This is a genomic window from Sinomonas mesophila, assembly GCF_001999765.1.
GTDB classification, from domain to species: domain Bacteria; phylum Actinomycetota; class Actinomycetes; order Actinomycetales; family Micrococcaceae; genus Sinomonas; species Sinomonas mesophila.
This window is the reverse complement of record NZ_KV908331.1, coordinates 54596-80665: the sequence shown is the minus strand read 5'-3', so window position 1 is coordinate 80665 and position 26070 is coordinate 54596. Positions and strand designations below refer to the sequence as shown.

Sequence of the window (26070 nt, the reverse complement as noted above, 5' to 3'; positions counted from 1 at the left end):
CAATTTCTTCTCTGGGGTCGCCGAGGACGGCTACACGCCGTAGAGCGACACGGCCGCCGCCTTGACCGACAGGACGACGGGCTGCCCCGGCGCGAGGTCGAGTTCGGCGGCGGCAGCGGGAGTGAGATCGGCGCTGAGGCGCACCGGCTGCCCCGCCCCGGTCGGGACCGCGCCGGTCGGGACGGCGCCCAGCGCAGGCCCGGCCTCGCAGTGCACGCGGACCTGCACGCCCCGCGGCTCGAGCTCCTGCACGGTGGCGCGCCACGAGTTGCGCGGCGATCCGTGCGGGATATCCGCCGGCCGGAAGACGGCAATGTCGGCGGGCCGGAACACCGCGACGGCTTCCTCGCCGTCCGCCGGCGCCGCGACGCCGTCGGGCACGCTGCCCGAGACCTCGCCGAGCCCCTCGACGGCGAGGCGGCCCGCGTTCCCCGAGCCCACCGCCGTCGACCGCCCCGCCACGAAGTTGAGCCCCGCGAGCCCGGCGGCGAAGCGGCTGCGGGGCCGCTCGAGCAGCTCAGCGGTGGGTCCGGATTCGGCGACGCGTCCGGACTCGAGGACGACGACGCGGTCGGCGAGCAGGTGCGCGTCGAGCGGTTCGTGCGTGATGACAAGGGCGGTCCGGCCGGCGAGGACTCGCCGCAGGAGCCGCCGCAGGGCAGGGGCGGCGGCGACGTCGAGGGCCACGAAGGGCTCGTCGAGCAGGAGGACGCGCGGCTCGGCGGCGAGCGCCCGCGCGATGGCGACGCGCTGGGCCTGGCCGCCCGAGAGCTCGCCGGGCCGGCGCGCGGCGAGGTCGGAGGCGTCGACCTCCGCGAGCCAGCGCTCCGCCGCGGCCCGCGCGGCCCGGCGCGACGCCCCCGCCGCGCGCGGGGCGAAGGCCACATTCTCGAGCGCGTTCAGGTGCGGGAACAGGAGCGGCTCCTGCGCGAGCAGTGCGATCCCGCGCCGGTGGGGCGGGACCCACGCCCCGGAGTGGTCGGCGAGGACGCGCCCGCCCAGCCGCACTCCGCCGTCGTCCGGCCGCAGGAGCCCCGCGCAGAGCGCGAACAGCGTCGACTTCCCGGCCCCGTTCGGGCCCATGATGGCCACCGTCTCGCCGTCCCCCACGCCGACGGCGAGCCGCACGCCGCGAGCGGCGACGCCCGCGTCGACCGCGAGGAGCGGCGCGCTCACCGCAGGCCCCGGCGGCCGTAGGCGAGGCCGACGACGGCGGCGGCCACCGCGACGAGCAGGAGGGCGAGCGCGACGGCCGCGTCCGGGTCCGCCTCGCGCTGGAGGTACACCTCGAGCGGGAGCGTGCGCGTGACGCCCTGGAGGCTCCCGGCGAACGTGAGCGTCGCGCCGAACTCGCCGAGCGAGCGCGCGAACGCGAGCACGAGGCCCGAGGCGAGCCCCGGCAGCACGAGCGGGAGCGTCACGCGGCGGAACGCGTGCGTGGGGGACGCCCCGAGCGTCGCGGCGACGGCCTCGTACCGCCCGCCCGCGGTGCGAAGCGCGCCCTCGAGGCTCACGACGAGGAACGGCAGCGAGACGAACGCCTGCGCCATGACGACGGCGGCGGTCGAGAACGCGAGCTGCACGCCGAGGACGTCGAGCCACCGGCCGACGAGCCCGAGCCGCCCGAAGGTGTACAGGAGCGCGAGGCCGCCGACGACGGGCGGCAGCACGAGCGGGAGCAGCACGAGCGCGCGCAGTACCCGCAGGCCGGGGAGGGTGCCGCGGGCGAGGGCCATCGCCATCGGCACGCCGAGGAGGAGGACGACGGCGGTGCTCGCCGCGGCGGTTCCCAGGCTCAGGCGAAGGGCGGCGAGGGAGGACTCGGAGGTCACGAGCAGGACAAAGTCCGCCCAGTCGACGCGGGCCAGGATTCCGGCGGGGGGCACGACGACGAACAGCGCGCCGAGCGCTGCGGGGGCCCAGATCCAGCGTGGGAGGCCCGTGAACCCGCGGGCCTGAGAGTCAGGGCGCGCCGAAGCCAGCATCCTCGAGCACCTTCCGTGCCTCGGCCCCCGCGACGAAGGCCGCGAACTCGCGTGCTAGCTCCGGCTCCCGCGCGCCGCGCAGGGCGGCGATCGGGTACCGGTTCACGGCAGCCGCCGACTCGGGGAACGCGACGCCCTCGACGGCGCCACCGGCGCCCCGGACGTCCGTGACGTAGACGAGCCCCGCGTCGGCCTCCCCCGAGATGACCTTGCCGAGCACGTCCGTGACGGTGGGCTCCTCGCTCACGGGCGCCAGGTCGACGCCGGCCCGGGCGGCTGCGGCCTGCGCCGCCGAACCGCACGGGACCTGCGGCGCGCACTGCACGAGCCGGAGCCCGGGCAGGGAGAGGTCCGCGAGTCCAGTGATCCCGTCCGGGTTGCCGGGGGCGACGGCGATCGTGAGGACGTTCGTGGCGAACACCGCCGCGTCGCCGTCAGCGAGCCCCGCCCCTGTGACCCTGTCCATGGTCGTCGTGTCCGCCGAGGCGAACACGTCGGCGGGCGCGCCCTGCGCGATCTGCGCCGCGAGGTCGGAGGAGCCCGCGACGTTGAGCGCGACCCGGACGCCCGGGTGCGCGGCCTCGAACGCCTCGCCGATCTCCGTGAAGCTCTGCCGGAGGGAGGCCGCGGCGAACACGGTCAGGGACCGCTCCCCCGAGGGCGGCGTGCACCCGGCCAGCAGCGGGGCGGTCGAGAGAACGAGGGCAGCGAGCGCGGCACTCACGGCGCGCTTCACTAGGCCTTCCGTCCCGAGGTCTCGACGATCACGGCCGTGGCCTTCACGACCGCGGTGGCGACGCTGCCCGGCTCGAGGCCGAGCTCACGCACGGCCTCGGCGCTCATGAGCGAGACGACGCGATGCGGCCCGCACTGCAGCTCGACCTGCGCCATGACCTTGTCCTGGACCACGTCGGTCACGAGCCCCACGAACTGGTTGCGCGCCGAGCGGCCGACGCCGGCCGAATCGGCGGGCGCCGCGGCGGTGCGCCGCGCGTGGGCGGCGAGCTCGGCGCCGTCGACCGCGGCGCGGCCGGAGTCGTCCTTGGCGGCGGTGAGCGTGCCGGCGTCGACCCAGCGGCGCACGGTGTCGTCGCTCACGCCGAGCAGGCGGGCCGCCTCTGCGATACGGATGAGGGCCATACGGCCATTCTATGTCCGCATATGCGGGATCATGTGGCATGTTGCTCCGCATGCGCGGAAAAGGGGAAGGGCGGCGCCCGCGGATGGAAGACTGGTCCTGTCCGTGCCCCGCTAGCCCTGGAGCGTCCATGAGCGAGTCCCCCGTCGCCGTCGAGCCTGCACATCCCGTCTACCGCAGCGGCCAGGAGATCGAGTGCTGGCTCACGGACATGGACGGCGTGCTCGTGCACGAGAACCACCCGATCCCCGGCGCTCCCGAGCTCATCCAGCGTTGGGTCGACACGTCCCGGCGCTTCCTCGTCCTGACGAACAACTCGATCTTCACGCCGCGCGACCTCGCGGCGCGGCTGCAGGCCTCGGGACTGTCCATCCCGGAGGAGAACATCTGGACGTCGGCGCTCGCGACGGCCGTCTTCATCAAGGACCAGATGCCGGGCGCGCGCGTGTACTGCATCGGCGAGGCGGGGCTCACGACGGCGCTCCACGAGGCGGGCGTGATCCTCACCGATCACGACCCCGACTACGTCGTGCTCGGCGAGACCCGCACCTACTCGTTCAACGCGATCACGACGGCGATCCGGCTCATCCTCGCCGGCGCCCGGTTCATTGCGACCAACCCGGACGCGACCGGCCCGTCCCGCGAGGGAGTCCTCCCGGCGACGGGCGCGATCGCGGCGCTCATCACGAAGGCCACCGGCCGCGAGCCGTACACGATCGGCAAGCCGAACCCCATGATGTTCCGCTCCGCCATGAACCAGATCGACGCCCACTCCGAGACGACCGCGATGATCGGCGACCGAATGGACACGGACATCATCGCGGGCATGGAGGCGGGCCTGCACACGGTGCTCGTGCTCTCGGGCATCACGCAGCGCCAGGACATCTCGGCCTACCCGTTCCGACCCAACCAGGTGGTCGGCTCGGTCGCGGAGCTGCTCAAGCAGCTCTGACGCACGACGACGCGGGGTCACCTCCCAGCGTTGCGGGGTCACCTCCCAGCGTTGCGGGGTCACCTCCCACGGGACCGGGGGGCGGGTCAGCCGGCGCCGCCCCCGCCGCCTCCCATGCTGCGCGCGAGGGGCAGGAGCTCGGGCAGGAGCCGACCCAGCACCTGGTTGTAGACGATGCCGCTCCACTGGGGGCTCGCGTGCGCGGGGAAGGCGCCGATGGTCTGGAGGTCGGAGCTCACGAGGTTCGCGCCGAAGTACCGTCCCCACCGGGACCGGGCCGAGGCGTAGTCCACGGTCTGGTCCCCCGGGTTGCCGATGAATGCCATCTGCGCGGAGCCGAGCGCGTTCTCGAACCGGGTCCCGTCCCACAGGTAGATGTACTCGGACTCGCTCTGGATGAGCACGCTCGAGGGCGCGAGCGGCGACAGCTGCTCGAGGGTCTGGTCCACGACCTGCCCCCAGGTGCGCTCGTTCTTGTGCACGATCCGCTCCCCGAGCTCATACCCGCCCCGCACCACGGACGGCACGCGGAAGCCGAGCTCGTACAGGTGCACGATCGAGGAGAACATCGCCTGGTCGAGCACGTCGAACTTCGACGCGGGCGAGGAGTCGAGCAGGATGACGCGCACCTGAACGCCATCGTCCGCGAGGAGCCGCGCCGCGACCTCGGTGGCGATCATGCCGCCGAAGGAGTGCCCGTAGAAGTAGAGCCGCCGCAGGCGCCGCTGCCGCACGTAGGCGCGCAGGGCATCGAGAATCTCGTCGAGATCGAGGCCCAGGTTCGAGTAGCCGACGGCGGCGAGCTGCCCGCGCTCGGCGAGCGAGCCGCGCAGGGAGGCGAGGATGATCCGCGCCTCCTCCCAGCTCGTCTTGTAGCCGGGGAACAGGATCCAGGAGGCGTCCGGGAAGCGCTGCCGCGCGGCGTCGTCCGCGAGCTCGAGCAGCGCGACCTGTCGGCGCCGGTTCTGCACCTCACGGGTGACGAACAGGTCCGCCGCGAGGAGCGCCGAGCCGGTCACGCCGCCGAGGAAGGCGCGGCGGGAGAACGCCTTGAGCCGCAGCGCGGCCCGCAGCATGGCCGGGTCCACCGTCCCGTCCTCCCCCTCGGTTGCCCTCGGATGTCTCTCTGGTCGGCCTCGGCTAGCCGCCTATGCCTTCCGGCAAGACTCAGTCGAGGCCGAGCTCGTCCTTGCCGAACGCGTACAGGTAGGGCACGCCGGCCTCCGCTTCGATGCGTTCCTTCGCCCCGGTCGCGCGGTCCACGATGACGGCGACGGCGGTCACCTCGCCGCCGGCGTTGCGCACGCCCTCGACGGCGGTCAGCGCCGAGCCGCCTGTGGTCGAGGTGTCCTCGAGAACCACGACCTTGCGGCCCTCGACGCCCGGGCCCTCGACCTGGCGGCCCATGCCGTACGACTTCTGCGCCTTCCGCACGACGAACGCGTCGACGGCGCGGCCCGCCTCGCGCGCGGCGTGCATGACGGCGGTGCCCACCGGGTCGGCGCCCATCGTGAGGCCACCCGCGGCGTCGGCCTGGACGCCGGCCCTGTCGATGAGGTCGAGCATGACCTGGCCGACGAGCTGGCTGGCCTCGTGGTGCAGCGTGATGCGGCGCAGGTCCACGTAGTAGTCGGCTTCCTTGCCGCTCGAGAGGACCACCTTCCCCCGCACGACGGCGAGCTCCTTGATGAGCTCGAGCAGGCGGGCGCGGGCAGCGGCGATGTCCAGGGATGCGGCGTCAGTCATGGCACCGATTCTAGAGGGCGCCGCCCGGCCACGCCGGGCTGGGCCCTCGTGCGCCGTCGTGCGCCTAGGAGACGTGCGCCTATCATGAGCGTGAACCGTCACCGCCCCGAGGAGGCCTGTGAACACGTCCCTGACACCCGCCGAGGTCTACCACGCAACCACCGATGCCGAGGAGGCCGTGCCCGCCGTCCTCGAAGTCACGTCGGCGGCCGCAGGCAGGAGACTCGCGGACCGGGACGACGTCATCCGCCACAAGAAGCGCGGATACGCCCTCCTGAACCGCACCCAGACGCCGCACGAGGCGATGGTCGAGGACCTCCTGTTCGTCCGCGATGTCCTCGACCGCGCCGAGGTCCCCTACCTGCTGGTGCGCGGCAATGACGCGCGCCCCGTCATCGCCGTCGACTGGGAGCGCCGCAAGGACCTGCGCTGGGCCCTCGTGGAGGCGTGCCGCGACGAGCCCTTTTACTCCCTGACCGTCGACGCGCGCAAGGACCGGGCCCTTCTCGTCGCCGACGGCAGGCTCGCCGAGTCCGGGCAGGCCCGCATGTTCCGGCTGTACCGGCCCCGGCTCGAGCCGGAGGGCGGCCTGCTCTACGGCCAGGAGACCGGCGTGCAGATCGAACTGTGGAAATGGGAGGGCAAGGACCTGCACCTGCCCATCGAGAACTCGCTCACGCGCCGCACCCTGCCCGTCGCGGAGGCAGTCCGGGGGACGGTCGAGCGGTTCGGCATGACGTGGCCGACGATCGAGAACATGTTCGCCGACCACGCCACGGACATCGACTTCGAGATCGACATCGTCTTCTCGTGGGTCGACGGCTCCGACCCCGAGTTCCGGAAGTACCGCGCCTCGTTCCTGCCCGGCGTCAAGCACGGCGAGGGCGACGAGGCCGAGGCCCGCTTCCGGCAGATCAACGAGCTCAAGTATGCATTGCGGAGCGTGCACATGTTCGCGCCCTGGATCCGGCGGATCTTCATCTGCACCGACTCGCGGGTGCCCGCGTGGCTCGACGACGCGCACGAGAAGATCACGATCGTGCGGGCCGAGGAGCACTTCAAGGACCCGTCCGTCCTGCCGGTCTTCAACTCCCAGGCCATCGAGTCGCAGCTGCAGCACATCGACGGGCTCTCCGAGTACTTCCTGTACTCGAACGACGACATGTTCTTCGGCCGGCCGCTCGGCCCGGACATGTTCTTCTCCCCCGGCGGGATCACGAAGTTCATCGAGGCCACGACCCGGATCGGGCTCGGCGACAACCACCTCGACCGGTCGGGCCACGAGAACGCCGCCCGCGTGAACCGGCGCCTGCTCTACGAGCGGTTCGGCCGGATCACGACGAGGCACCTCGAGCACACGGCGGCGCCGCTGCGCCGGAGCGTGCTGCTGGAGATGGAGCAGGAGTTCCCGGCCGAGTTCGCCAAGACGGCGGCCGCGCGCTTCCGCACGTGGGACAGCATCTCGGTGACGAACTCCTTCTACCACTACTACGCCCTGCTCACGGGGCGGGCGGTGACGAAGGTCGGCTCGAAGGTGCGCTACGTCGACACGACCGTGCCGTCGGGCCTGGATTCCCTGCCCAAGCTGCTCAAGAAGCGCAACCAGGACTTCTTCTGCCTCAACGACGGCTCGTTCCCGGAGGTCTCGGCGCAGGACCGGCAGGAGCGCGTGACGGACTTCCTCGAGAAGTACTTCCCGATCCCGGCGCCCTGGGAGCGGCTGGACGTCCCCTAGCTGTCGCGGGTCAGCGGCCCCAGCTGTCCGTCGCGTCGCGGAGCTCGGCGTAGCGGTCGACGACGCCGGGCACCGGATCGGCGTCGTACCGTTCGACGGCGGGCCCGGCCCAGACGGGAGGCTCGGCGGAGCCGCTGAGCGCCCAGGCCGCCTGGCGCGCGGCCCCCAGCGCGACGTACTCGGACGGGTTCGGCACGAGGACGCTCACCCCGAAGACCTGTGGCGCTATGCGCCGCACGGCGTCCGACTTGGCCCCGCCGCCAACCAAGAGAATCCTCCGGGTCGGGATGCCGGTCGCGCCCTCGAGCGCGGAGACGGCGTCGCGCAGCGCGCACAGCAGGCCCTCGACGACGGCACGAGCGAACTCGGCACGTCCAGTCTGCGCCGTGAGCCCCCGCATGACGCCCGTCGCGTCGGGCCGGTTGGGGGTCCGCTCTCCGCCGAGGTACGGAAGCATGCACACACCGGCCGCGCCGGGCGCCGCCGAGAGGGCGAGCCGGGAGAACTCCTCGTGGCCGACGCCGAGTAGCCCTGCCCCGAACTGGAGGACGGGCGCGCCGTTGAGCGTGCACGCGAGCGGCAGGTAGCCGCCGGCGCCGTCGGCGAAGCCCGTCACGAGGCCCGTCCCGTCGTGCACGCTCTCGGGCACGACGGCGGACGCGACCCCCGAGGTGCCGACCGAGACGCACACGTCGCCCGGGCGCAGGCCGAGGCCGAGGGCGGCGGCCATGTTGTCGCCCGTCCCCGCCGCGATCGCGGCCCCGCCCCGCGTCTCGCCGACGATCGCGTCCGGCGCCGCGATGCGCGGCAGGGCCACGGCGTGCCCGAGGGCGAGCGCTGCGACGTCGGGCAGGAATTCCCGCCGCGACGTCGAGTAGTAGCCGGTGCCGGAGGCGTCGCCGTGGTCAGTCGTCGCCTCGCGGCGGCCGCCGAGGTCCCACGTGAGGTAGTCGTGTGGGAGGAGCACGGTCTCGGTCCGTGCGGCGTTCTCGGGCTCGATGTCCCGCATCCAGCGCAGCTTGGAGGCGGTGAGGGACGCGACCATGACGCTGCCCACCGCGTCGGCGCACGCCTGCGGCCCGCCGAGCTCGGCGATGAGGTCTCGGGCCTGCGGCGCGGAGGAAGTGTCGTTCCACAGGATTGCGGGGCGCGCGACGGCGCCGCCCGCCGCGAGCGCGACCATTCCGTGCTGCTGGCCCGCCACGGAGACCGCGTCCGCGCGTTCGAGCAGCCCCTCGGTGGATTCAGCGAACGCCGTGAGCCAGTGCCTCGGGTCCACCTGGGTTCCGTCCGGGTGGGAGGCTCGGCCCTGCGCAACGACGGCGCCCGTCTCCGCGTCGACGAGCACGGCCTTGCAGGACTGCGTGGACGAATCGACGCCGAGCACGAGACGGGGGCTCATGGGGTCTCCTCGCGGTGGTCGGCCGTGTGCACGGCGACGCCCAGCCGGTCGAACTGGGCGCGGTGATGGGATGGCAGCGTGGCCTCGATGACGACGTCGTCGAAGGCCTCGAGGTCCTCGACGTGGTACAGGCCGCTGACGTCGAACTTGTCGGAGTCGACGAGCAGGACCTTGCGGCGGGCGGCTCCGACCATGGCCTTCTTGGTCAGCGCCGCCTCGGCATCGGGGTGGTAGAGGGCGGAGTTGCGCACGGACGTGGTCGAAATGAAGACGATGTCCGCCGAGATCCTGCGGATCTGGTCCACGACGACGCTGCCGAGGAACGAGTCGGTCTCGGGGTAGTACTGCCCGCCGAGGCCGACGAGCGCAATGCCGGTGGCCTGGGAGATGTGGTTCATGACGGCCAGGGAGTGCGTGATGACTGTGGACGGGTGGCGGTCCGGGAGATACGGGGCCATGGCGCCGACCGTCGTCGAGTCGTCGAGCGCCACGATCGCCCCCGGTTCGATGAGCCGGACGGCCACCCGGGCGAGCGCGTCCTTGACCCCGGCCTTGAGGTGGCGCCTCAGGCGCACGTCCCTCTCGGCGAACCGCCGCGGAATGGCCCGCGCCCCGCCGCGCACGCGCTCGAGCCTGCCTTCCCGTGCGAGCGCCTCGAGGTCGCGGTGCACCGTCATGGCGCTCACCCCGAACGTCTCGGCGAGCTGCTCGACGCGGGCCGCGGTGTGCTCGTCGACGAAGCGTACGACGGCGTCACGCCTCGCCTCCGTCGCGAGGCCGGCGAGCTGGGCGTCGTCGCCCAGGAGGGCGTGATCTTCCTGAGGGATACTCACGGTCTCGATGATAGATCTGAGAAAAAAGTGGTGCAACATGTGGGAGCAAGGGGTGATTTCCTGTCAGAAATCACTCTTGATGTGTTGAAAGTGTTAGATGTACTGTTAGATCGACCACAGAGACCCGGGCACCTCCGGGGCACCGCAAAGGAGCGACCTCCATGCCTGCAGCACCCACAGCGACGTCATTGACCTCAGCGCCGTCCGCGCCGTCGGGCATCCTCGAGCGTCTCGGCCTTCCCCGGCCCCTGATCTGGGGCTTCGTGGGACTCGCGCTGTTCATGATCGGAGACGGCGTCGAGACCAACATCCTCACCCCGTACCTCACGGGCGAGCATGGGTTCTCGATCCCCGAGGCCGGAACCCTCATCACCGTCTATGGCGTCGCCGTCGCCATCGCCGCCTTCTTCTCCGCGGCGCTGTCCGACCTCTGGGGCCCGCGCAGGGTCATGGTCATTGGCGCCGCGGTCTGGGTCGCGTTCGAGATCCTCTTCCTCGTCGTCGCGCTCACGGCCTCGAACCCGGCCCTCATCTTCATCTGCTATGGCCTGCGCGGCTTCGGCTACCCCTTCTTCGCCTACGGCTTCCTCGTCTGGATCAGCGCGACGGCGGGCGCACGCCGCCTCGCGATGTCGATCGGATGGTTCTACGTCGCCTTCTCGGCGGGCCTGCCCACGCTCGGCGCCGCGACCGCGAGCGCGTCCCTCGACCTCCTCGGCCTCTCCTACTACGAGACGCTCTGGGTCTCCCTCGGGCTCGTCGTCCTCGGCTCGGCCGTTGCCTTCCTCGGCGTCAAGGAGAAGCGCGGCCGCGGCCCGCTCGTCGAGGACGCGGACAGGGTCTGGGACACTGTCGGCTTCGGCCTCCGGCTCATCGCGACCCGGCCCAAGGCACTCATGGTCATGCTCACCCGCATGATCAATTCGGTCCCGACCTACGGCATGGCCGTGTTCTTCCCCGCGCTCTTCACCGACCACTTCGGCTGGAGCGTGGGCCAGTTCCTCGTCCTCACCGCGGTGATCTACGCCGTCAACATCCCCTGCAACCTGTTCTTCGGCTGGCTCGGCGACCGCCTCGGCTGGAGCCGCACCGTGACGTGGTTCGGCGCCGTGCTCTGCGCCGTCTCCATGCTGGGCCTCTACGTCGTGCCGGACGTGGCCCTCGCCCAGGGCTGGGAGTCCGCCTACGCCCTGACCCTCGTCGTCGGCGCGGTCTTCGGCATCGCCCTCGCCGGGTTCGTCCCGCTCTCGGCGATCGCCGCGTCCCTCGCGCCGCACCACCCCGGCGCCGCGATGAGCTCCTACAACCTCGGCATCGGGGCCGCCGTCGCCGTCGGCCCGCTGCTCGTCGCCCTCCTGTACGCCCCGCTCGGCGCGGCCGGCATGGTGTGGCTCTTCGCCGGCCTCTACCTCGTGGCGGCCGTGATGTCCTTCTTCCTGCGCGGGACGCAGCCCGGCTTCGACGGCGTCCCGGCACTCGGCGGGACGTCGCCGTCGTCCGAGCCGGCGCTCGCCGCCCGCTGACCCGCCCGATCCGTGCTCCAGTCTCCACAAGGAATCCCATGAAGCTCAGCAACTCCGCCCTCGCCTCCCTGCGGGCCCCCGTCGCGGCGCCCGCCTACGACCGCTCGGCCGTCACGGCAGGCATTGTCCACTTCGGCGTCGGCGGCTTCCACCGCGCCCACCAGGCCATGTACCTCGATGCGCTCATGAATGAGGGCAAGGCCCTCGACTGGGGCATCTGCGGAATGGGCGTCATGCCCTCCGACACCCGCATGCGAGACGCGCTGCGCGCCTCCGACGGCCTGTTCACCCTCGTCGTGAAGAATCCCGACGGAACCCGGGACGTGCGCGTCATCGGCTCGATCGTCGACTACATCTTCGCCCCCGATGATCCGGCCGCCGCCGTCGAGCGCCTCACGGACCCCGCGATCCGCATCGTCTCCCTGACCGTGACCGAGGGCGGGTACAACGTCCACCCCGTGACCGGCGAGTTCGACCTCGCGCACCCGGCCGTCCAAGCCGACCTGGCCGAACCGGCGAGCCCCGGCACCGTGTTCGGGCTCATCACTGCCGGGCTCCGGCTGCGCCGCGAGCGAGGCATCGCGCCGTTCACGGTCATGAGCTGCGACAACATCCAGGGCAACGGAGAGGTCGCCCACCGCATGTTCACGGCCTTCGCCACCGCCCTCGATCCGGAGCTCGGGGCGTGGATCGACGCCAACGTCCCGTTCCCGAACTCGATGGTGGATCGCATCACGCCCGCCACGACGGATGCGGACCGCGCGGACGTCGCCGCGCAGTACGGGATCGAGGACGCGTGGCCGGTGGTGACCGAGGACTTCACCCAGTGGGTCCTCGAGGACAGGTTCTCCGCCGGGCGTCCGCCCTACGAGGAGGCCGGCGTCCAGATCGTCGACGACGTCGTTCCCTACGAGCTCATGAAGCTGCGCCTGCTCAACGCGAGCCACCAGGGCCTGTGCTACCTCGGGTGGCTCGCGGGCCACCGGGCCGTGCATGACGTCGCGCGCCATCCGCTGTTCGCGCGGTTCCTCCTGCGCTACATGGACGAGGAGGCTACGCCGACGCTCGCTCCCGTGCCCGGCGTCGACCTCGACGCGTACAAGCGCCGGCTCATCGAGCGATTCAGCAACGAGCACGTCGCCGACACCGTCGCTCGGCTGTGCGCCGAGAGCTCCGACCGCATCCCCAAGTGGCTCATGCCTGTCGTGTGGGAGAACCTCGAAGCGGGCCGCCCCGTCGAGCTCTCGGCCGCGATCGTCGCGAGCTGGGCACGGTACGCCGAGGGCGTCGACGAGCACGGCGAGCGCATCCCCGTCGTCGACCGCCTCGCCGAGACGCTGCAGGCCATCGCGCGGGCCAACCGCACGAATCCCGACGCGTTCATCGCCAACCGAGAGTTCTTCGGCGACGTCGTCGACGACGATCGCTTCCGGTCGGCGTACCGCCGCGCCCTCGCGACGCTTCACGACAGGGGCGCGCTGGCGCTCGTGGGCGAGCTGGCCGGGGCGGGCGCCGCAGCGCTCATCTAGCCCCGGGGAACCGGGGCTGGCATCGGCTCTCCCCTGGTCTGTCTCCTTCGCTCAGACGACGGGGAGCATGCCCGTCGTCGGGTGCCGGCGCGTCTCCTCCCCGGTGTCCTCGGGGATCACGACGCCCGCCGCCTCGAGGACGCGTGCGATCTCGTCGGCGTCGTGCGGGGCGCCCACGGTGTCGCCGCCGGCGGCGGGAACGACGGAGTGGACCACCGTGTCCGGGTACACGTGCACGAGGTTGTACGCCTGGGCCGCGTCCCGGCCGCGCGTGGGCCGGATGCCCGAGACGGGGTCGACGGCGCCCGCGAGGTCCTGCGTGTAGCACGTCGCCGAGGCTACAGAGACGGGGATCCCGGCGAAGGTGCCCGAGGTGGAGTAGTGGAGGTGGCCAGCGAGGATCGTGCGGACGTCACTGCCCTGGAGCACGTCGGCCAGGGCGGGCTGGCCGCGCAGCTCGACGAGGACGGCGAGGTCCTGGACGCACGGCACGGGCGGGTGGTGCATCGCGAGGATCGTCCCGTCCGGCGCCGGGAGCTCGAGCTCGGCGCCGAGCCATTCGAGCTGCGACTCCTCGAGCTCGCCGTGGTGGTAGCCCGGGACGGTCGTGTCGAGCGTGATGACGCGCAGCCCGCCGATCCAGTAGATCCTGTCGTAGGGCTCCTCGGTGGGCACTTCGCCGAGCAGGTGCTCGCGCATCGCGCCGCGGTCGTCATGGTTCCCCATCGCCCAGATGAGCCTCGCGCCCAGGGCCTCGGCCGCGGGCTCGGCGATCCGCCGCAGCCGGGCGTACGCTTCGGGCTCGCCGCGGTCCGCGAGGTCGCCGGTGACGATGATCGCCCCGGGCGAGCCGGCGGCGTCGCGCATCTGGTCGAAGAGCGTCCGCAGCCGGGCCTCGGGATCGAGCGTGCCGTGCAGGAGTCCGTCGCCGATCAGGTGCGTGTCGCTCACATGGAGGAGGAAATGGCGTGGCCGAGGGTGCTCGGCCTGGATAGTGCCCATCTTCTCGAGCCTTCTCACGTCGTCGGTTCGTTCCCCTGTGAACTCATGAAAGACATTCTTTTGATGAATGTCCAGTAAACGACATGAAACTGGGAATTCGCCGAAATGTTGATTAATGCGCACGGGCTGGGCGACGGCGGGTAATGCATCCGCCGTCGCCCGCCCTTGCGCACCGGCCGAGTCAGGCGGTCGGATGCGAGCGCAGCCAGTCGGCGGCCGCCGCGGCGATCTCCTGTGGCGACTCGGCGATGTCGAACGCGGCCCCGCGCTCGTCCGGCTCGAGCTCCTCGAGGGTCGCGAGCTGCGAGTCGAGGAGGGACACCGGCATGAAATGGTCCGTCCGGGCCGCCATGCGCTCGGCGAGGAGCTCACGGCTGCCGTGGAGGTGGACGAACGCCGTCTCCGGCGCGGCAGCGCGGATGAGGTCTCGGTAGGCCACCTTGAGCGCGCTGCAGCCGATCACGAGCGTCCCCTCGGCCGCGGCGAGCCGGGCGCCGATCTCGCGGAGCCACGGTTCCCGGTCCTCGTCCGTGAGCGGCGTCCCGGAGGCCATCTTGGCGACGTTCGACGCCGGGTGCAGCGCATCCCCGTCCAAGAATTCGCCGCCGAGCTCGTCGGCGAGGAGCCGGCCCACGGTGCTCTTGCCGCAGCCCGAGACGCCCATGGCGATCACCTTGAAGGCGGTCCCCACGCGGGCACCGAGCGCCCCCGCGTCCTGCGCCATCCCCGCACTCACCAGTCGTGGACCGTGCCGTCGACGAGACGGTTGTAGGGCAGGTAGGCCTGCTGGTACGGGAAGGAGTTGGCGGCCTCCTCATTGAACTCGACGCCGAGGCCGGGCTGGTCGCCGGGATGGAGGTAGCCGTCCGCGAAGGTCATGGACTGCTCGAAGACCGTGTTCGTCGCCTCGGAGTGCTGCATGTACTCCTGGATCCCGTAGTTGTGGATCGCGAGGCCCACGTGCAGCTGGGCCGCGAAGCCCACGGGGGAGATGTCGGTCGGGCCGTGGAAGCCGGACTTGATCTGGTACTGCGCCGCGTAGTCCATGACCTTCTTCAGGGGCGAGATGCCGCCGAAGTGGGTCGAGGCTGCGCGGACGTAATCGATGAGCTGCTCCTTGATGAGGGTCTGGAAGTCCCACACCGTGTTGAAGACCTCGCCGATGGCGAGCGGCGTCGTGGTGTGCTGGCGCACGAGGCGCAGGGCGTCCTGGTTCTCAGCCGGGGTGCAGTCCTCGAGCCAGAAGAGGTCGTAGGGCTCGAGGGCCTTGCCGAGCTTGGCGGCCTGGATCGGGGTCATGCGGTGGTGGCCGTCGTGCAGGAGCGGGATCTCGGGGCCGAACTCGTTGCGCACCGCCTCGAAGACGGTGGGCAGGTGCCGCAGGTAGGCCCGCGTGTCCCAGTCCTCCTCGAGCGGGTACGCGCCGCGGCCGGCGGGCTCGTAGTCGTAGCGCTCGCCCGAGGACTGGGCTTGGGCCGCGACGCCGTAGACGGCCTTGATGCCCGGGATCGCCGTCTGGATCCGGATGGACTTGTAGCCGAGCTCGAGGTGCTCGCGTATCGAATCGAAGAGCTGCGGGATGTCCGTGCCGGACGCGTGCCCGTAGGCGCGCAGGCCGTTGCGGGACGCCCCGCCGAGGAGCTGGTAGACCGGCATGCCGGCGGCCTTGCCCTTGATGTCCCACAGCGCCATGTCGACGGCCGCGATGGCCGCCATGGTTACTGGCCCGCGGCGCCAGTAGGACGAGCGGTAGAGGAACTGCCACGTGTCCTCGATGCGGTGCGCGTCGCGGCCCACGAGCAGCTGGGCCACGTGCTCCTTGAGGTAGGCGGCGACGGCGAGCTCGCGGCCGTTGAGGGTCGCGTCGCCGATGCCGATGATCCCCTCGTCGGTCGTGAGCCTGAGGGTCACGAAGTTGCGGGTCGGGCTGGTCACGAAGACTTCAGCGGAGACGATCTTCATGGTCGTTCCTTTCGAGGAGGTCAGGAGGTGAGGGATCCGCGGAGGGCGTCGATCCGGCTCACGACGACGGCGTCGTCGGCGAGGGCCGGCGAGACGAGGGCCAGGAGCGCCTGCGTCCGCTCGCGGCCCTCGAGCGTCGCCGCCTCGAGGACGGCGTCCCGGAGCGGGTCCTGGAACCCGTCCTGCCCGGCTGCTCCGGACGAGACGAAGTCCATCCACGCGGAGATCATGCGCGATGCCGCGACACCCGAGCGCCCCGCCCGGAGCTCCGCGGAGAGCACCGGGACCGCCCGCATGCGCAGCTTGGTCGTGCCGTCCGCCGCGATCTGGGCGAGGTGGTGGGCGATGCGGGGGTTCGAGAATCGGGCCACGAGTGCCTCGCGGTACCCGGGCACGTCGAGCCCGGGGTGCGTGAGGTGGCGGGCCGCCTCATCCCAGAAGGCCTCCATCGCCGCGCGGCAGTCCGGGTCCGCGAGCGCCTCGGCGACGGTCGCGTGCCCGCGCAGCTGGCCTGCATAGGCCAGGATCGAGTGCGCGCCGTTGAGCAGCCACAGCTTGCGGTTCTCGAACGGCTCGAGGTCCTCCACGAACTGCGCCCCGGCGTCCTCCCAGCGCGGACGGCCCGCGGGGAACTCGCCGGCGAGGATCCAGTTCGCGAACGGCTCGGCCACCACGGGCGCCTCATCGCGGTAGCCGCACCGGGCCGCGACCTCGGCGACGTCGTCCGGCGTCGTGCGCGGGGTGATGCGGTCCACCGAGGTGCCCACGAAGGTCACGTGCTCGCGGATCCAGCCGGCGAGCCCAGGGTCGGCCGCCGCGCGCCGCAGGACGGCGGCTTCCGCCACCTCGCCGTTGCGCGCGAGGTTGTCGCAGCTGACGACGGCGAGCCCGCCGCCGCCCGCTGCCCGGCGGGCCGCGAGGCCGCGGACGAGGCGCGCGAGGGGCGAGTCGTCGTCGTCCCTCTCGTAGACGGCCTCGGTCACCGTGAGGGTCACGATCGACGTCGTCGGTGCTGCGAGGAGCTCCCCCAGCCGGGCCGTGTCGGCGCCGTCGACGGCCTCGGCGATCGAGCCCACGAGCTCGAACCGGTCGCCGTCCGGCCCGCGCTCGATGAGCGTGAAGACGCCGTCCTGCGCCGAGAGCGTGCGCGCCGCGTCGGGGCGCCGGCCCGTGAAGGCGGCGATGCCCCACTCGGCGGCGTCCGGAGCGTGCGCCGTGAACCAGGCCTGGTGGGAGCGGTGGAAGGCGCCGAGGCCGAGGTGGACGATGCGGACGGGGGGCGCGGGAGCGCCAGCGCGGCCCACGAGCGGCAGCGCCCTCGTGGTGTCCTGCAGCGCGCTCACAGCTTGAACACCCGCCGCGGCGCGCCGTCGACGAGGTCCACGATGATCTCGTGGGCCCGGGCCTCGGTGATCCGGTGCTCGGCCACGAGGCGGGCGAGGAAGCTCGCCTCGACCCGGCGGGACGCGTCGTGGCGGGCGGGGATCGAGCAGAACGCGCGCGTGTCGTCGATGAAGCCAGAGGAGCGGGAGAAGCCCGCCGTCTCGGTCACGGCCGAGCGGAAGCGCAGCATCGCGTCCGGGGCGTCGAGGAACCACCACGGGGCGCCGATGAACACCGACGGGTAGAACCCGGCGAGCGGGGCGAGCTCGCGCGAGAACACCGTCTCGTCGAGGGTGAACAGCACGAGGTGGAAGCCCTCCGCGGTGCCGAAATCCGCCAGGAGCGGCCGGATGCCCTCGGTGTAGTCGATCGCGAACGGGATGTCGTGGCCGGTGTCCGCGCCGTAGGCCTCGAACGTCGGGGCGTGGTGGTTGCGGAACGAGCCGGGGTGGATGGTCATGACGAGGCCGTCCTCGACGCTCATCCGCGCCATCTCGTAGATCATGTGCGCCTCGAACGCGTCGCGCTCTGCCGCCGTGGCCTCGCCGCGGCGCGCCTTGGCGAAGAGGCCCTCGGCCTCGGCCCGGTCCAGCTTGAGGGTGAGCGGGGTGCGGACGCCGTGGTCCGCGCTCACGGCGCCGTGCTCGACGAAGTAGCGGCGGCGGTTCGTCAGCGCGCGGAGGTAGCCCGCGTAGCCGTCGACGCCGTCGGCCGCTTCCGCCGTGAGCCGGTCCACGCGCTCGGCCCATTCGGGGTGGGCGACGTTGATGTAGGGGTCCGGGCGGAAGGTCGGCAGGACGCGGCCGGGGAAGGACTCGTCCTTGGCGAGCAGGGCGTGCGCCTCGAGCGGGTCGAGCGGGTCGTCGGTCGTGGCGAGGACCTCGATGTTGAAGTCCGCGAAGAGTTGCCGCGGGCGGAACGAGGGCTCGGCGAGCCTGGCCGAGATCGCGTCATAGACAGCATCAGCAGTGTCCGCGGACAGGGTCTCGACCATCTCGGACGGCAGGCCGAAGACGTGCTCGAACTCGCTCCGGAGCCAGTAGCCAGAGGCGGTCCCGTCGAAGAGCGGCCACGCGGCGGCGAAGTTGCGCCACGCGGTGCGGGAATCGACCGACGCCGAGCCTTCCGTGCCGCCGACGCGGAGGCCGCTGAGCGGGGTCCCCGCGGCGTGGACGAGGCGGGTCACGTAGTGGTCCGGGCTCACGAGCAGGGCGGTGGGGTCGGGAAACGGGGTGTCCTCGGCGATCATCTCGGCCGGCACGTGGCCGTGCGGGGACAGGATCGGCAGGCCCTCGACGTCGGCGAGCAGCTCTCGCGCGATGGCGCGAGTTCCGGGGTCGGCCGGGAGCAGTCGGTCGGGATTGGCCGCGATGGAGTCTGTCACGTCAGTCCGCCTCCACGCCCGCGCGCTCAAGGACCCTCGCGAAGGCCCGAGCGGCCACGCCGAACGCCTCGGGCCCGCTGAAGCCGCCGAGCTCGAAGGCGTCCGCGAGGTGCGGCTCGAGCGAGGCGAAGCCCGTGTACCCGCTGTCCCGCAGGGCCTCGACGGTGGCGCGCACCTCGCCGTCGCCCTCGCCGGCCGGCACGACCCTCCCGCTGCCCGCGAGCGCGTCCTTGACCTGGAGGTAGACGACGTGGGGGCGGAGCATCTCGTAGCCCTGGGTGAAGGGCTTGACCCCGACCTGGACGAAATTGGCCGGATCCCACGCGAGCTTGAGCGAGGGGGAGTCCACGGTCTCGACGATGTCGCGCACGCGCTCGGGGATGTCGCCGAAGATGTCCTTCTCGTTCTCGTGCACGAGCACGACGCCGGTCCCCTCGGCGCGGCGGGCGAGCGCCGTCATGCGCTCGATCACCGCGTCGCGGACGTCCTCGGGCGTCCTGCCCTCGTAGTAGAAGGAGAAGATGCGGATGTAGGGCGCGCCGAGGACCTCGGCGGCGCGCAGGGCACGGCCCAGGCGCTCGACCTCGTGCTCGACCGGGAGCCCGACGTCGACCTTCCCGATGGGTGAGGCGATCGCCGAGGCCTTGAGGCCCGCCTCGTCGAGGATCGCCTTGAGCTGCGCGAGCTGCTCCTCTGAGAGGTCCACGATGTTGGTCCCCCACGCGCTGCGGACCTCGATGTGGCGCGCGCCGAGGGCGCGCAGGACGGCGGCCTGGACGCGCGGGTCGGCATCGATCTCGTCGCCGAAGCCCGAGAGGTCCCAGTGCACTGTCTTCTCTTGCGCTGCCTTCTCTTCCGCTGCCTTCTCTTCCGCTGCGCTCATGCTCACTTCACTCCTCCGGCGGTCAGGCCGCCCACTAGGTACTTCTGGAAGAACAGGTAGAGGATGACGACGGGCGCGGCGCACACGAGGGCGCTCGCCATCATCTGGCCGTAGTAGGGGACCGCGCCGCCCTCGGTGCTCGTCGCGAAGATCTGCAGGGCCACGGCAGCCGTCTGGCTCTCGGGCCGGGTCATGATCGAGGCGAAGAGCACGTCGTTCCAGCCGAGCAGGAACGCGAAGATGCCGGAGACGATGATCCCGGGCCAGCTCAGCGGCAGGATGATCCGCGTGAGGATGCCGAGGTTGCTCGCGCCGTCGATCCTGGCCGCCTCCTCGAGCTCCTTCGGCAGGCCACGCAGGTAGGTGACCATGACCCACGTCGAGAAGGGCAGGGCGAAGGTCAGGTAGGTCAGGAACAGGCCCCAGTGGGTGCCGATGATCTGGATCTTGAGGTATGTCGCGGCGGACGAGTAGAGGACGAACACCGGCAGCAGCAGCAGCGTGCCGGGGATGCTCTGGAGCGCGAGGAGCCCGCGCAGCATCGTGAGCCGGCCGCGGAACTCGTACCGGACGAGGACATAGGCCGTGGCGACGGCGAGCGCGGCGGAGACGACGGCGGTCGAGCCCGCGACGACCACGGAGTTCGCGAGGCCGTTCGCGAGGCCGACGCTCGTCCAGATCTTGGAGTAGTTCTCGAACGTGAACGCCTCGGGCCAGAAGTCGCCGCGCGCGACGCTCAGGTCGCTGTTGACGGACGCGAGGAAGATGTACAGCAGGGGCAGCAGGACGAAGGCGCACAGCGCCGCGATGACGACGCCGAGCAGCCACGTCGGCAGCAGCCGCGTCACCTCCTTCTGCTGGCGGGAGCCGGGGCGGTCGACCTCGTGCGGGGCCTGGATGACGGGGACGTCGAGGGTGGCGCTCACTTGGTGCCTCCGCTCTCGCCGTCGTCGAGCTTGACGGCGCGCAGGTAGATGAACAGGGGGATCGCGATGAGGATGAGGGACACGACCGCCATCGCGGCGCTGAGGCCGAAGCGGAAGCTCTGGAAGCTCGTGACGTAGGTCAGCATCGGCAGGACCTCGATGTCATGCGGGGCGGGGATGCCGAAGAGCACGAACGGGAGGGTGAAGTTGTTGATGTGGTGCAGCATGCCGATGAGGAAGGCCAGCGAGAGCGGGCCCTTGAGGTAGGGGAAGACGACGTAGCGGAGCTTCTTCCACCACAGGGCGCCGTCGAGGGCGGACGCCTCGTGCACCTCGTGGTCCACGGCCTGGAGGCCGGCGAGGGCCAGGAGGTAGATGAACGGCCACGAGGCCCAGATCTGGACGAAGATGATGGTCCAGTAGGTGTTGGGCCCGTTGAGCCAGAGGCCCGGGTCCATGCCGAGGCCATTGAACGTCCGGTCCACGACGCCCTCGGGCTGGAACATCGTGCGCCAGACCGTCGCGACGACGAAGGTCGGCAGGACGTACGGGATGAGGAAGACCGAGCGCACGATCCCGCGGCCCCGGAAGGCGTTCTGCGTGGCCACGGCCGCGCCGACGCCGAGAGGGAGCGTGATGAGCATCGCGATGAGCGAGTAGGAGACGCTGAGCCAGACGGAGCGCAGGAGCCCGGAGGACACGACCGACTCGATGTAGTTGCCCAGGCCGATGAACGGCGAGGACACCCAGCGGCGCAGCGTGTACTGGTCGAGGTCCAGCATCGACATGTAGATGCCGAGGATCATCGGGCCGACGATGACGATGAGCATGAGCACGCCGCCGGGGATGAGCATCCACAGGGGCCGGTTGCGGCGCGTGAGGCCGCGGCGGGGAGCCGCCTCGGGGGCGGGCCCCCGGCCGGCCGCGGGGGCGGCGGGCCGGGGGCGCGTTGCTGGTTCTGTTCGCATGAGGGTCATGTCCTTGCGGGGCCTAGCTGGTGCCTGCGCGGTCGAGGGAGGACTGCGCCTTGTCCTGGGCGTCCTTGAGCCGCTGGCTCAGGGTGGCGTCGGGGACGTTCCCCGCCGCGAGTTCGGGCACACTCTGGACCGTCACGTTGAGCAGGCCGAGCTGGATGTCGCCCCACGCGCCGGTAAACGGGGTCGCGTAGGACTTCTCGGCCGCCTCGGTGATGGCGCCCATGTGCGGGGCGCTCTCGAGGGCCGCGAGGCCCTCGGCGTTGGCGGGCAGGTCGCCGAACGTCTTCTGGTAGTTGAGCTGGACATCCTTGGACGTGACCATCTCGATGTACGCGAACGCGAGGTCCTTGTTCGGCGAGTAGTCGGCGACGACGATGTTGTCGCCCGAGAGGATCGAGGCCGCGGGCTTCGCGCCGGACTTCGGCGAGGAGTCCCCGGGCGCCGCGACGGGCATGATCGCGTACTCGTACTTGCCCGCGAGCGGGGACTTGTCGAGCGTCGGGATGGAGTTCGACGTCGTCATGGGGAAGAACGCGGCCTTGCCGGCGGCGAACTCGGCGAGGGCCTGACTGTTGCTCCAGCCGACCGAGGCGGGGTTGACCACCTTGTCCTGGGTGAGCCAGCCGAAGTAGGTCTCGTAGGCCTTCTTCATGGCGGGGTCGTCGATCTTGGCCTTGCCGTCGTCGACGATGCCGTTCCCCGCCTGGACGGACATGGCCCAGACGAACTTCCACGGGTCGAAGTTGTCCTTGTAGGCCACCGCGAGCCCATACTGGCCCTTGGACGCGTCGGTGGTCTTCTTGGCCTGCTCGAGGAGGCCGTCCCACGTCGTGGCCGGCTTGTCGATGCCCGCGGCGGCGAGGATGTCCTTGTTGTAGGCCATGACGAAGGGGCGCGAGACGTAAGGGACGCCGTAGAGGCGGTCCTCGCTCGGGCCGGAGATGCCGAGGGTCGCGGGGTTGAAGCGGTCCTTGCCGCCGACCTTCTTCCACTCCTCATCGCCGAGCTGGACGAAGGCGCCGGTGGCGACGGCGGTCGGGGTGAAGGTCGTGCCGAGCGAGTAGACGTCCGGGCCCTGCCCGGAGACGACCGAGGTCTGGATGCGCTGGAGCTCCTCGTTGGCGGACGTGAAGGTCTCGTACTTCAGCTCGGCCCCCGTCTTCTCCTTGAACTTGGCCTGCATGTCGGTGAACCACTGCTTCTGCTGCTCCGGGTAGAGCGTGTTGACGTTGACGAGCACGTTGAGCGTCTTGCCCGTGCCGTCGACGGCGCCGCCAGTGCTTCCGCCCTCCGGGCTGCCGCCGCTGCAGGCGGTCAGGGCCAGGGCTGCCGCCGCCGTGATGGCGGCGAGGGCGGCCGGGGTGCGCATTCGCATGATGTCTCCTCTTCGAGCACTCGATGCTGCGGAATCGGCGTGAGCCACGTCACGCCCCGCTTCGGGTACTGCGAGTCTAGGAATCACGGAAACATGCTGGCAAGCGATTGCCAAAGTTTGCCATGGCTGCTGCAATGGAGTGCATGACCGAGGAATCCCCGATGCCGCAGGACCGGATGCCGACCATCCGGGACATCGCCGAGAGGGCCGGCGTCGCGACGTCGACCGTCTCCCGGGCGCTGGCGAATCCGCAGCGCGTCAATGCCCGCACGCGCGAGAAGATCGAGCGCATCGCCGCCCAGCTCAATTACGTCCCGAGCACCCAGGCCCGCGGCCTGAGCTCGGGCCGCACGGGCGCCATCGCCGTCCTCGTCCCCGATGTGACGAACCCGTTCTACTTCGACATCATCCGCGGCACGCAGAACCAGCTGAAGGCCGCCGGCTACACCCAGCTGCTCGTCGACACCGAGGAGGCCACCGACGTCGAGCTCGAGGCGCTGCGCCGGCTGCGCCGCACGGCCGACGGCATCATCCTCGCCGCCTCGCGCCTGACCGACCAGCAGCTCGCGGACGCAGCCGCGCGCCAGCCGCTCGTGACGATCAACCGGGCGACGGCGGACGCGCCCACCGTGCTCATCGACACCCCCGGGGCGATGGTCCAGGCACTCGAGCACCTCGACTCGCTCGGGCACCGCAAGGTCACCTACGTGGGCGGCCCGACGAGCTCCTGGTCCACTCACCGGCGGTGGAATGCCCTCCAGGAGGCCGCCTCGCGCCGCGGCATGGAGATCTCGAAGATCGGGCCGTACACCCCCAAGACGTCCTCGGGCGCGGCCGCGGCGGACTCGGCCCTGCGCACGGGAGCGACGGCGTTCATCGCCTTCAACGACCTCATCGCGATCGGCATGCTCCAGCGCTTCCGCGAGCGTGGGGTGCGCGTCCCCGAGGACGTCAGCATCGTGGGGTGCGACGACATCTTCGGCGCGGACTTCTGCAACCCGCCGCTCACGACCATCGCCTCGCCGATCGAGCAGGCCGGCCGCACCGCCGTCTCGATGCTCCTGGCCCAGCTCGACCCTCTGCGCGGCGGCACGCCCCGCAAGCTCGCCGTCATGCCGACGCACCTCGAGATCCGCTCCTCGACGGGCCCGGCCCCCGGCCACTGACGGGCTGGGGGCCGGATCCGGCGGGTGGGAGGCGTCAGGCGCGCTCGGGGTACTGGCCCTCCTCGGCGATGCGCTCGTTGAGCCGGGCCAGGAACTCGTCCTCGTCGAAGTCGAGCGGGACCTCCTCGCCCTTCCAGCTCGAGAGATGGATCGCGTTGGCGAGCCGCACGCCGACCATGCCGTCGCTGCCCGGTGCAAGGAGGGGGGTGCCGTCGAGGATGTTCGCGGCGAAGTTCTCGATCACGCCGGAGTGCTGCGCGCCCCACTCCGACTCGAACTCGAGCGTCTCCTGGGCGTAGAGCTCGGCCGGGTCGAACTGGCCCATGAACATCTTCTTCACGTCCTCGATGCCCATGCCGTCGCTGATCTCGCGCTCGGGCCGCTTGAGCCGGGTCACGACCGCGGTCTTCGAGTTCTCGACGACGATCTTGCCGGCGTCGCCGAGGATCTCGAAGCGGTCGGTCCCGACCATGTCGTGCGTCGCGGTGACGAAGACCCCCGTCGCGCCGTCGCCATAGTCCACCACGGCGGTGACCTCGTCCTCGACGGCGATGTCGCGACGGAAGCCGTACGCGACCTTGGAGTACACCGACTTCGGGGCGCCGCAGATCCATTGCCACAGGTCGAGCTGGTGCGGAGCCTGGTTGACGAGCACGCCGCCGCCCTCGCCGCCCCAGGTGGCGCGCCACGCGGACTGGTCATAGTAGCCCTGCGGCCGCCACCACGTGGTGATGATCCAGTTGGTGCGCCGGATCGCGCCGATCTCGCCGGCGTCGACGATCTCCTTGAGCCGGCGGTAGAGCGGGTTGTTGCGCTGGTTGAACATGATCGCGAAGGTGAGCTCGGGCTTCGCGGCCGCGAAGGCGTTGAGCTCGGCGACCTGCTTCGTGTAGACGCCCGCGGGCTTCTCGAGCAGCACGTGGATGCCGCGCTCGAGCGCCTGGATGCCCATCTGCGGGTGAAGGTAGTGCGGGACGGTCGTGACGACGGCCTCGACGGCGCCACTGTCCAGGAGCGTGACGTAGTCGTCGAAGAACTGGACCTCGGGGTAGCGCTCCGCGACGACCTCCTTCTTCGCGGGGTCGGTATCGACGACGGCGACGAGCTCGACGTTCGGCACGAGGCCCTCGGCGATGAAGCGGGCGTAGGCGCTGCCCTGGGCGCCGAAGCCGACGATGCCGAGGCGGACTTTCCTGCTCATAGGTGGTTGCTCCTCATAGGTGGTTGCTCCGTTCGTTCTGGGGAGGACGTGTCTAGAAGAGGTCGCCGAAACCGAGGGCGACGAGGTTGTCGAGGGAGGTCTTGAGGGCCTCGAAGACGGTCCGGCCGTAGAGCTGGTCCTGCTCCACGAGGAGGTACTGCGCGCCGGCGTCGATGGCCGCAGGGACGATCGAGGCGAAGTCGAGGTTGCCCTCCCCCACCTCGGCGAATTGGACGACGGAGGCAAAGTGGCCCATGAACGCGGCGAAGTCGCCAGCCTCCCAGGCCGCGATGCCCTCGTCCGAGAGCGCGCCGATCCGGTAGTCCTTGAGGTGCACCATGGCCGTGCGGCCGGCGTACTTCTGCAGGGTGCGCACGGGGTCGAGGCCCCCGCGCGCCACCCAGTGCACGTCGATCTCGAGCCCCATGGCCGGCGCGGTGTCGGCGAGGATGTCCAGGACATGGCGGCCGTCGATCTTCGCGAACTCCACGTGGTGGTTGTGGTAGTACAGGGCGATGCCGTGCTCGGCGAGGGCCTCGGCGGCCTCGTTCGCGCGCTTCGCGTAGTCCTCGACTGTCTGCCTCGACCGGAGCTCGCCCATCGGCAGCATGCCGATCCGCAGCATCTTCGTCCCGAGTCGCTGGCAGTCGGCGACCGTCCGCTCGAGGTCGTTCAGGACCGCGTAGGGGGTCTCGCCCGCGGCGCCGTCGACCTGGGCCGAGAGGGCGGCGAACTCGATGCCGAGTTCGGTCCTGGCCCGTTCGAGCTCGGCGACGTTCTCGGTGTCCATCGGGATCTGGGAGACCTCGACGGCGCGGTAGCCGAGGTCCGCGACCTTGCGGAGCGTCTCGAAGGGTCCGACCTCCGCGAAGCTGTCCTTGAGCATCATCGCCTGCACGCCGATCCTGGCCATGGTTCTCCTTCGTCCGTGCGTTTCCACGACCACGGTAGGCCGCGCGCCCCTCGGA

24 protein-coding genes are annotated in these 26070 nt (G+C 71.1%); 5 read left to right on the top strand and 19 right to left on the bottom strand.

The window, feature by feature from the left end:
• Positions 1-30: 30 nt before the first annotated feature.
• Genes BV907_RS10535 through BV907_RS10520 form a run of 4 tightly spaced genes read right to left on the bottom strand, consistent with a single transcriptional unit; the run spans position 31 to position 3125 of the window.
• Positions 31-1176: a sulfate/molybdate ABC transporter ATP-binding protein gene (locus BV907_RS10535; RefSeq protein ID WP_245827908.1), complete on the bottom strand. Its 1146-nt coding sequence runs from the start codon at positions 1174-1176 to the stop codon at positions 31-33.
• On the bottom strand, positions 1173-1985 hold the full coding sequence (locus BV907_RS10530; RefSeq protein ID WP_077489679.1) for an ABC transporter permease: 813 nt from the start codon (positions 1983-1985) through the stop codon (positions 1173-1175). The genes BV907_RS10535 and BV907_RS10530 overlap by 4 nt, the downstream gene beginning before the upstream one ends.
• A complete protein-coding gene (modA, locus tag BV907_RS10525) occupies positions 1963-2709 on the bottom strand; it encodes a molybdate ABC transporter substrate-binding protein (RefSeq protein ID WP_245827907.1) in 747 nt (248 codons plus the stop codon). The genes BV907_RS10530 and modA overlap by 23 nt, the downstream gene beginning before the upstream one ends.
• Positions 2710-2720: 11 nt before the next feature.
• Positions 2721-3125, bottom strand: a complete 405-nt coding sequence (locus BV907_RS10520; protein WP_077489677.1) for a TOBE domain-containing protein — start codon at positions 3123-3125, stop codon at positions 2721-2723.
• Between the two features lie 128 nt (positions 3126-3253).
• Between BV907_RS10520 and BV907_RS10515 the strand changes: the two genes are divergently transcribed.
• A complete protein-coding gene (locus BV907_RS10515; protein ID WP_139346714.1) occupies positions 3254-4075 on the top strand; it encodes an HAD-IIA family hydrolase in 822 nt (273 codons plus the stop codon).
• An 86-nt stretch (positions 4076-4161) separates the two neighbouring features.
• Here the strand turns inward: BV907_RS10515 and BV907_RS10510 are convergent, their stop codons facing one another.
• Together BV907_RS10510 and pyrE are read right to left on the bottom strand one after the other, a co-directional pair.
• Positions 4162-5151, bottom strand: a complete 990-nt coding sequence (locus BV907_RS10510) for an alpha/beta fold hydrolase (protein WP_077489709.1) — start codon at positions 5149-5151, stop codon at positions 4162-4164.
• 91 nt (positions 5152-5242) lie between these two features.
• Positions 5243-5821: an orotate phosphoribosyltransferase gene (gene pyrE / locus BV907_RS10505; RefSeq protein ID WP_077489675.1), complete on the bottom strand. Its 579-nt coding sequence runs from the start codon at positions 5819-5821 to the stop codon at positions 5243-5245.
• Positions 5822-5939: 118 nt separating this feature from the next.
• On the opposite strand from pyrE, the gene BV907_RS10500 reads away from it, so the two are divergent.
• Complete coding sequence (locus tag BV907_RS10500; RefSeq protein ID WP_425441624.1) at positions 5940-7556, top strand: stealth family protein; 1617 nt, start codon at positions 5940-5942, stop codon at positions 7554-7556.
• A gap of 10 nt (positions 7557-7566) precedes the next feature.
• Here BV907_RS10500 and xylB read toward each other — a convergent pair whose 3' ends face one another.
• Together xylB and BV907_RS10490 are read right to left on the bottom strand one after the other, a co-directional pair.
• On the bottom strand, positions 7567-8958 hold the full coding sequence (xylB, locus tag BV907_RS10495) for a xylulokinase (RefSeq protein WP_077489674.1): 1392 nt from the start codon (positions 8956-8958) through the stop codon (positions 7567-7569).
• Positions 8955-9791, bottom strand: a complete 837-nt coding sequence (locus tag BV907_RS10490) for a DeoR/GlpR family DNA-binding transcription regulator (protein WP_175637431.1) — start codon at positions 9789-9791, stop codon at positions 8955-8957. Before BV907_RS10490 ends, xylB begins: the two co-directional genes overlap by 4 nt.
• Before the next feature lie 161 nt (positions 9792-9952).
• Between BV907_RS10490 and BV907_RS10485 the strand changes: the two genes are divergently transcribed.
• Positions 9953-11314: an MFS transporter gene (locus BV907_RS10485; RefSeq protein ID WP_077489672.1), complete on the top strand. Its 1362-nt coding sequence runs from the start codon at positions 9953-9955 to the stop codon at positions 11312-11314.
• A 38-nt stretch (positions 11315-11352) separates the two neighbouring features.
• Positions 11353-12843: a mannitol dehydrogenase family protein gene (locus BV907_RS10480; RefSeq protein WP_077489671.1), complete on the top strand. Its 1491-nt coding sequence runs from the start codon at positions 11353-11355 to the stop codon at positions 12841-12843.
• A 51-nt stretch (positions 12844-12894) separates the two neighbouring features.
• On the opposite strand, the gene BV907_RS10475 is transcribed toward BV907_RS10480, so the two are convergent.
• The 9 genes from BV907_RS10475 to BV907_RS10435 form a co-directional block, all read right to left on the bottom strand.
• Positions 12895-13845: a phosphodiesterase gene (locus tag BV907_RS10475; protein WP_077489670.1), complete on the bottom strand. Its 951-nt coding sequence runs from the start codon at positions 13843-13845 to the stop codon at positions 12895-12897.
• 181 nt (positions 13846-14026) lie between these two features.
• Positions 14027-14569, bottom strand: a complete 543-nt coding sequence (locus BV907_RS10470; protein ID WP_245827906.1) for a gluconokinase — start codon at positions 14567-14569, stop codon at positions 14027-14029.
• Positions 14570-14577: 8 nt separating this feature from the next.
• Positions 14578-15807, bottom strand: a complete 1230-nt coding sequence (manD, locus tag BV907_RS10465; RefSeq protein ID WP_077489669.1) for a D-mannonate dehydratase ManD — start codon at positions 15805-15807, stop codon at positions 14578-14580.
• Between the two features lie 20 nt (positions 15808-15827).
• Positions 15828-17141, bottom strand: coding sequence for a mannitol dehydrogenase family protein (locus BV907_RS10460; protein ID WP_077489706.1), 1314 nt, complete (start codon positions 17139-17141; stop codon positions 15828-15830).
• A gap of 5 nt (positions 17142-17146) precedes the next feature.
• Entirely contained in the window at positions 17147-18574 is a 1428-nt protein-coding gene (gene uxaC / locus BV907_RS10455) for a glucuronate isomerase (protein WP_077489668.1), read from the bottom strand.
• 1 nt (position 18575) lies between these two features.
• Positions 18576-19457 carry a sugar phosphate isomerase/epimerase family protein gene (locus tag BV907_RS10450; protein ID WP_077489667.1) on the bottom strand — a complete coding sequence of 294 codons (882 nt, stop codon included), beginning with the start codon at positions 19455-19457 and terminating at the stop codon, positions 18576-18578.
• 2 nt (positions 19458-19459) lie between these two features.
• Positions 19460-20383: a carbohydrate ABC transporter permease gene (locus BV907_RS10445; RefSeq protein WP_077489666.1), complete on the bottom strand. Its 924-nt coding sequence runs from the start codon at positions 20381-20383 to the stop codon at positions 19460-19462.
• Complete coding sequence (locus BV907_RS10440; protein ID WP_425441623.1) at positions 20380-21360, bottom strand: carbohydrate ABC transporter permease; 981 nt, start codon at positions 21358-21360, stop codon at positions 20380-20382. The genes BV907_RS10445 and BV907_RS10440 overlap by 4 nt, the downstream gene beginning before the upstream one ends.
• Before the next feature lie 13 nt (positions 21361-21373).
• Positions 21374-22735 (bottom strand): ABC transporter substrate-binding protein, encoded by a 1362-nt coding sequence (locus BV907_RS10435; protein ID WP_077489665.1) that lies wholly within the window; start codon positions 22733-22735, stop codon positions 21374-21376.
• Positions 22736-22878: 143 nt separating this feature from the next.
• Here BV907_RS10435 and BV907_RS10430 point away from each other — a divergent pair, with 143 nt between their 5' ends.
• Entirely contained in the window at positions 22879-23901 is a 1023-nt protein-coding gene (locus BV907_RS10430) for a LacI family DNA-binding transcriptional regulator (RefSeq protein ID WP_077489664.1), read from the top strand.
• 34 nt (positions 23902-23935) lie between these two features.
• Here BV907_RS10430 and BV907_RS10425 read toward each other — a convergent pair whose 3' ends face one another.
• Together BV907_RS10425 and BV907_RS10420 are read right to left on the bottom strand one after the other, a co-directional pair.
• The gene (locus tag BV907_RS10425; RefSeq protein ID WP_077489663.1) at positions 23936-25102 is read right to left on the bottom strand and encodes a Gfo/Idh/MocA family protein; all 1167 of its coding nucleotides are present in this window, start codon (positions 25100-25102) and stop codon (positions 23936-23938) included.
• 52 nt (positions 25103-25154) lie between these two features.
• Entirely contained in the window at positions 25155-26015 is an 861-nt protein-coding gene (locus BV907_RS10420) for a sugar phosphate isomerase/epimerase family protein (RefSeq protein WP_245827905.1), read from the bottom strand.
• Between the last annotated feature and the right edge of the window lie 55 nt (positions 26016-26070).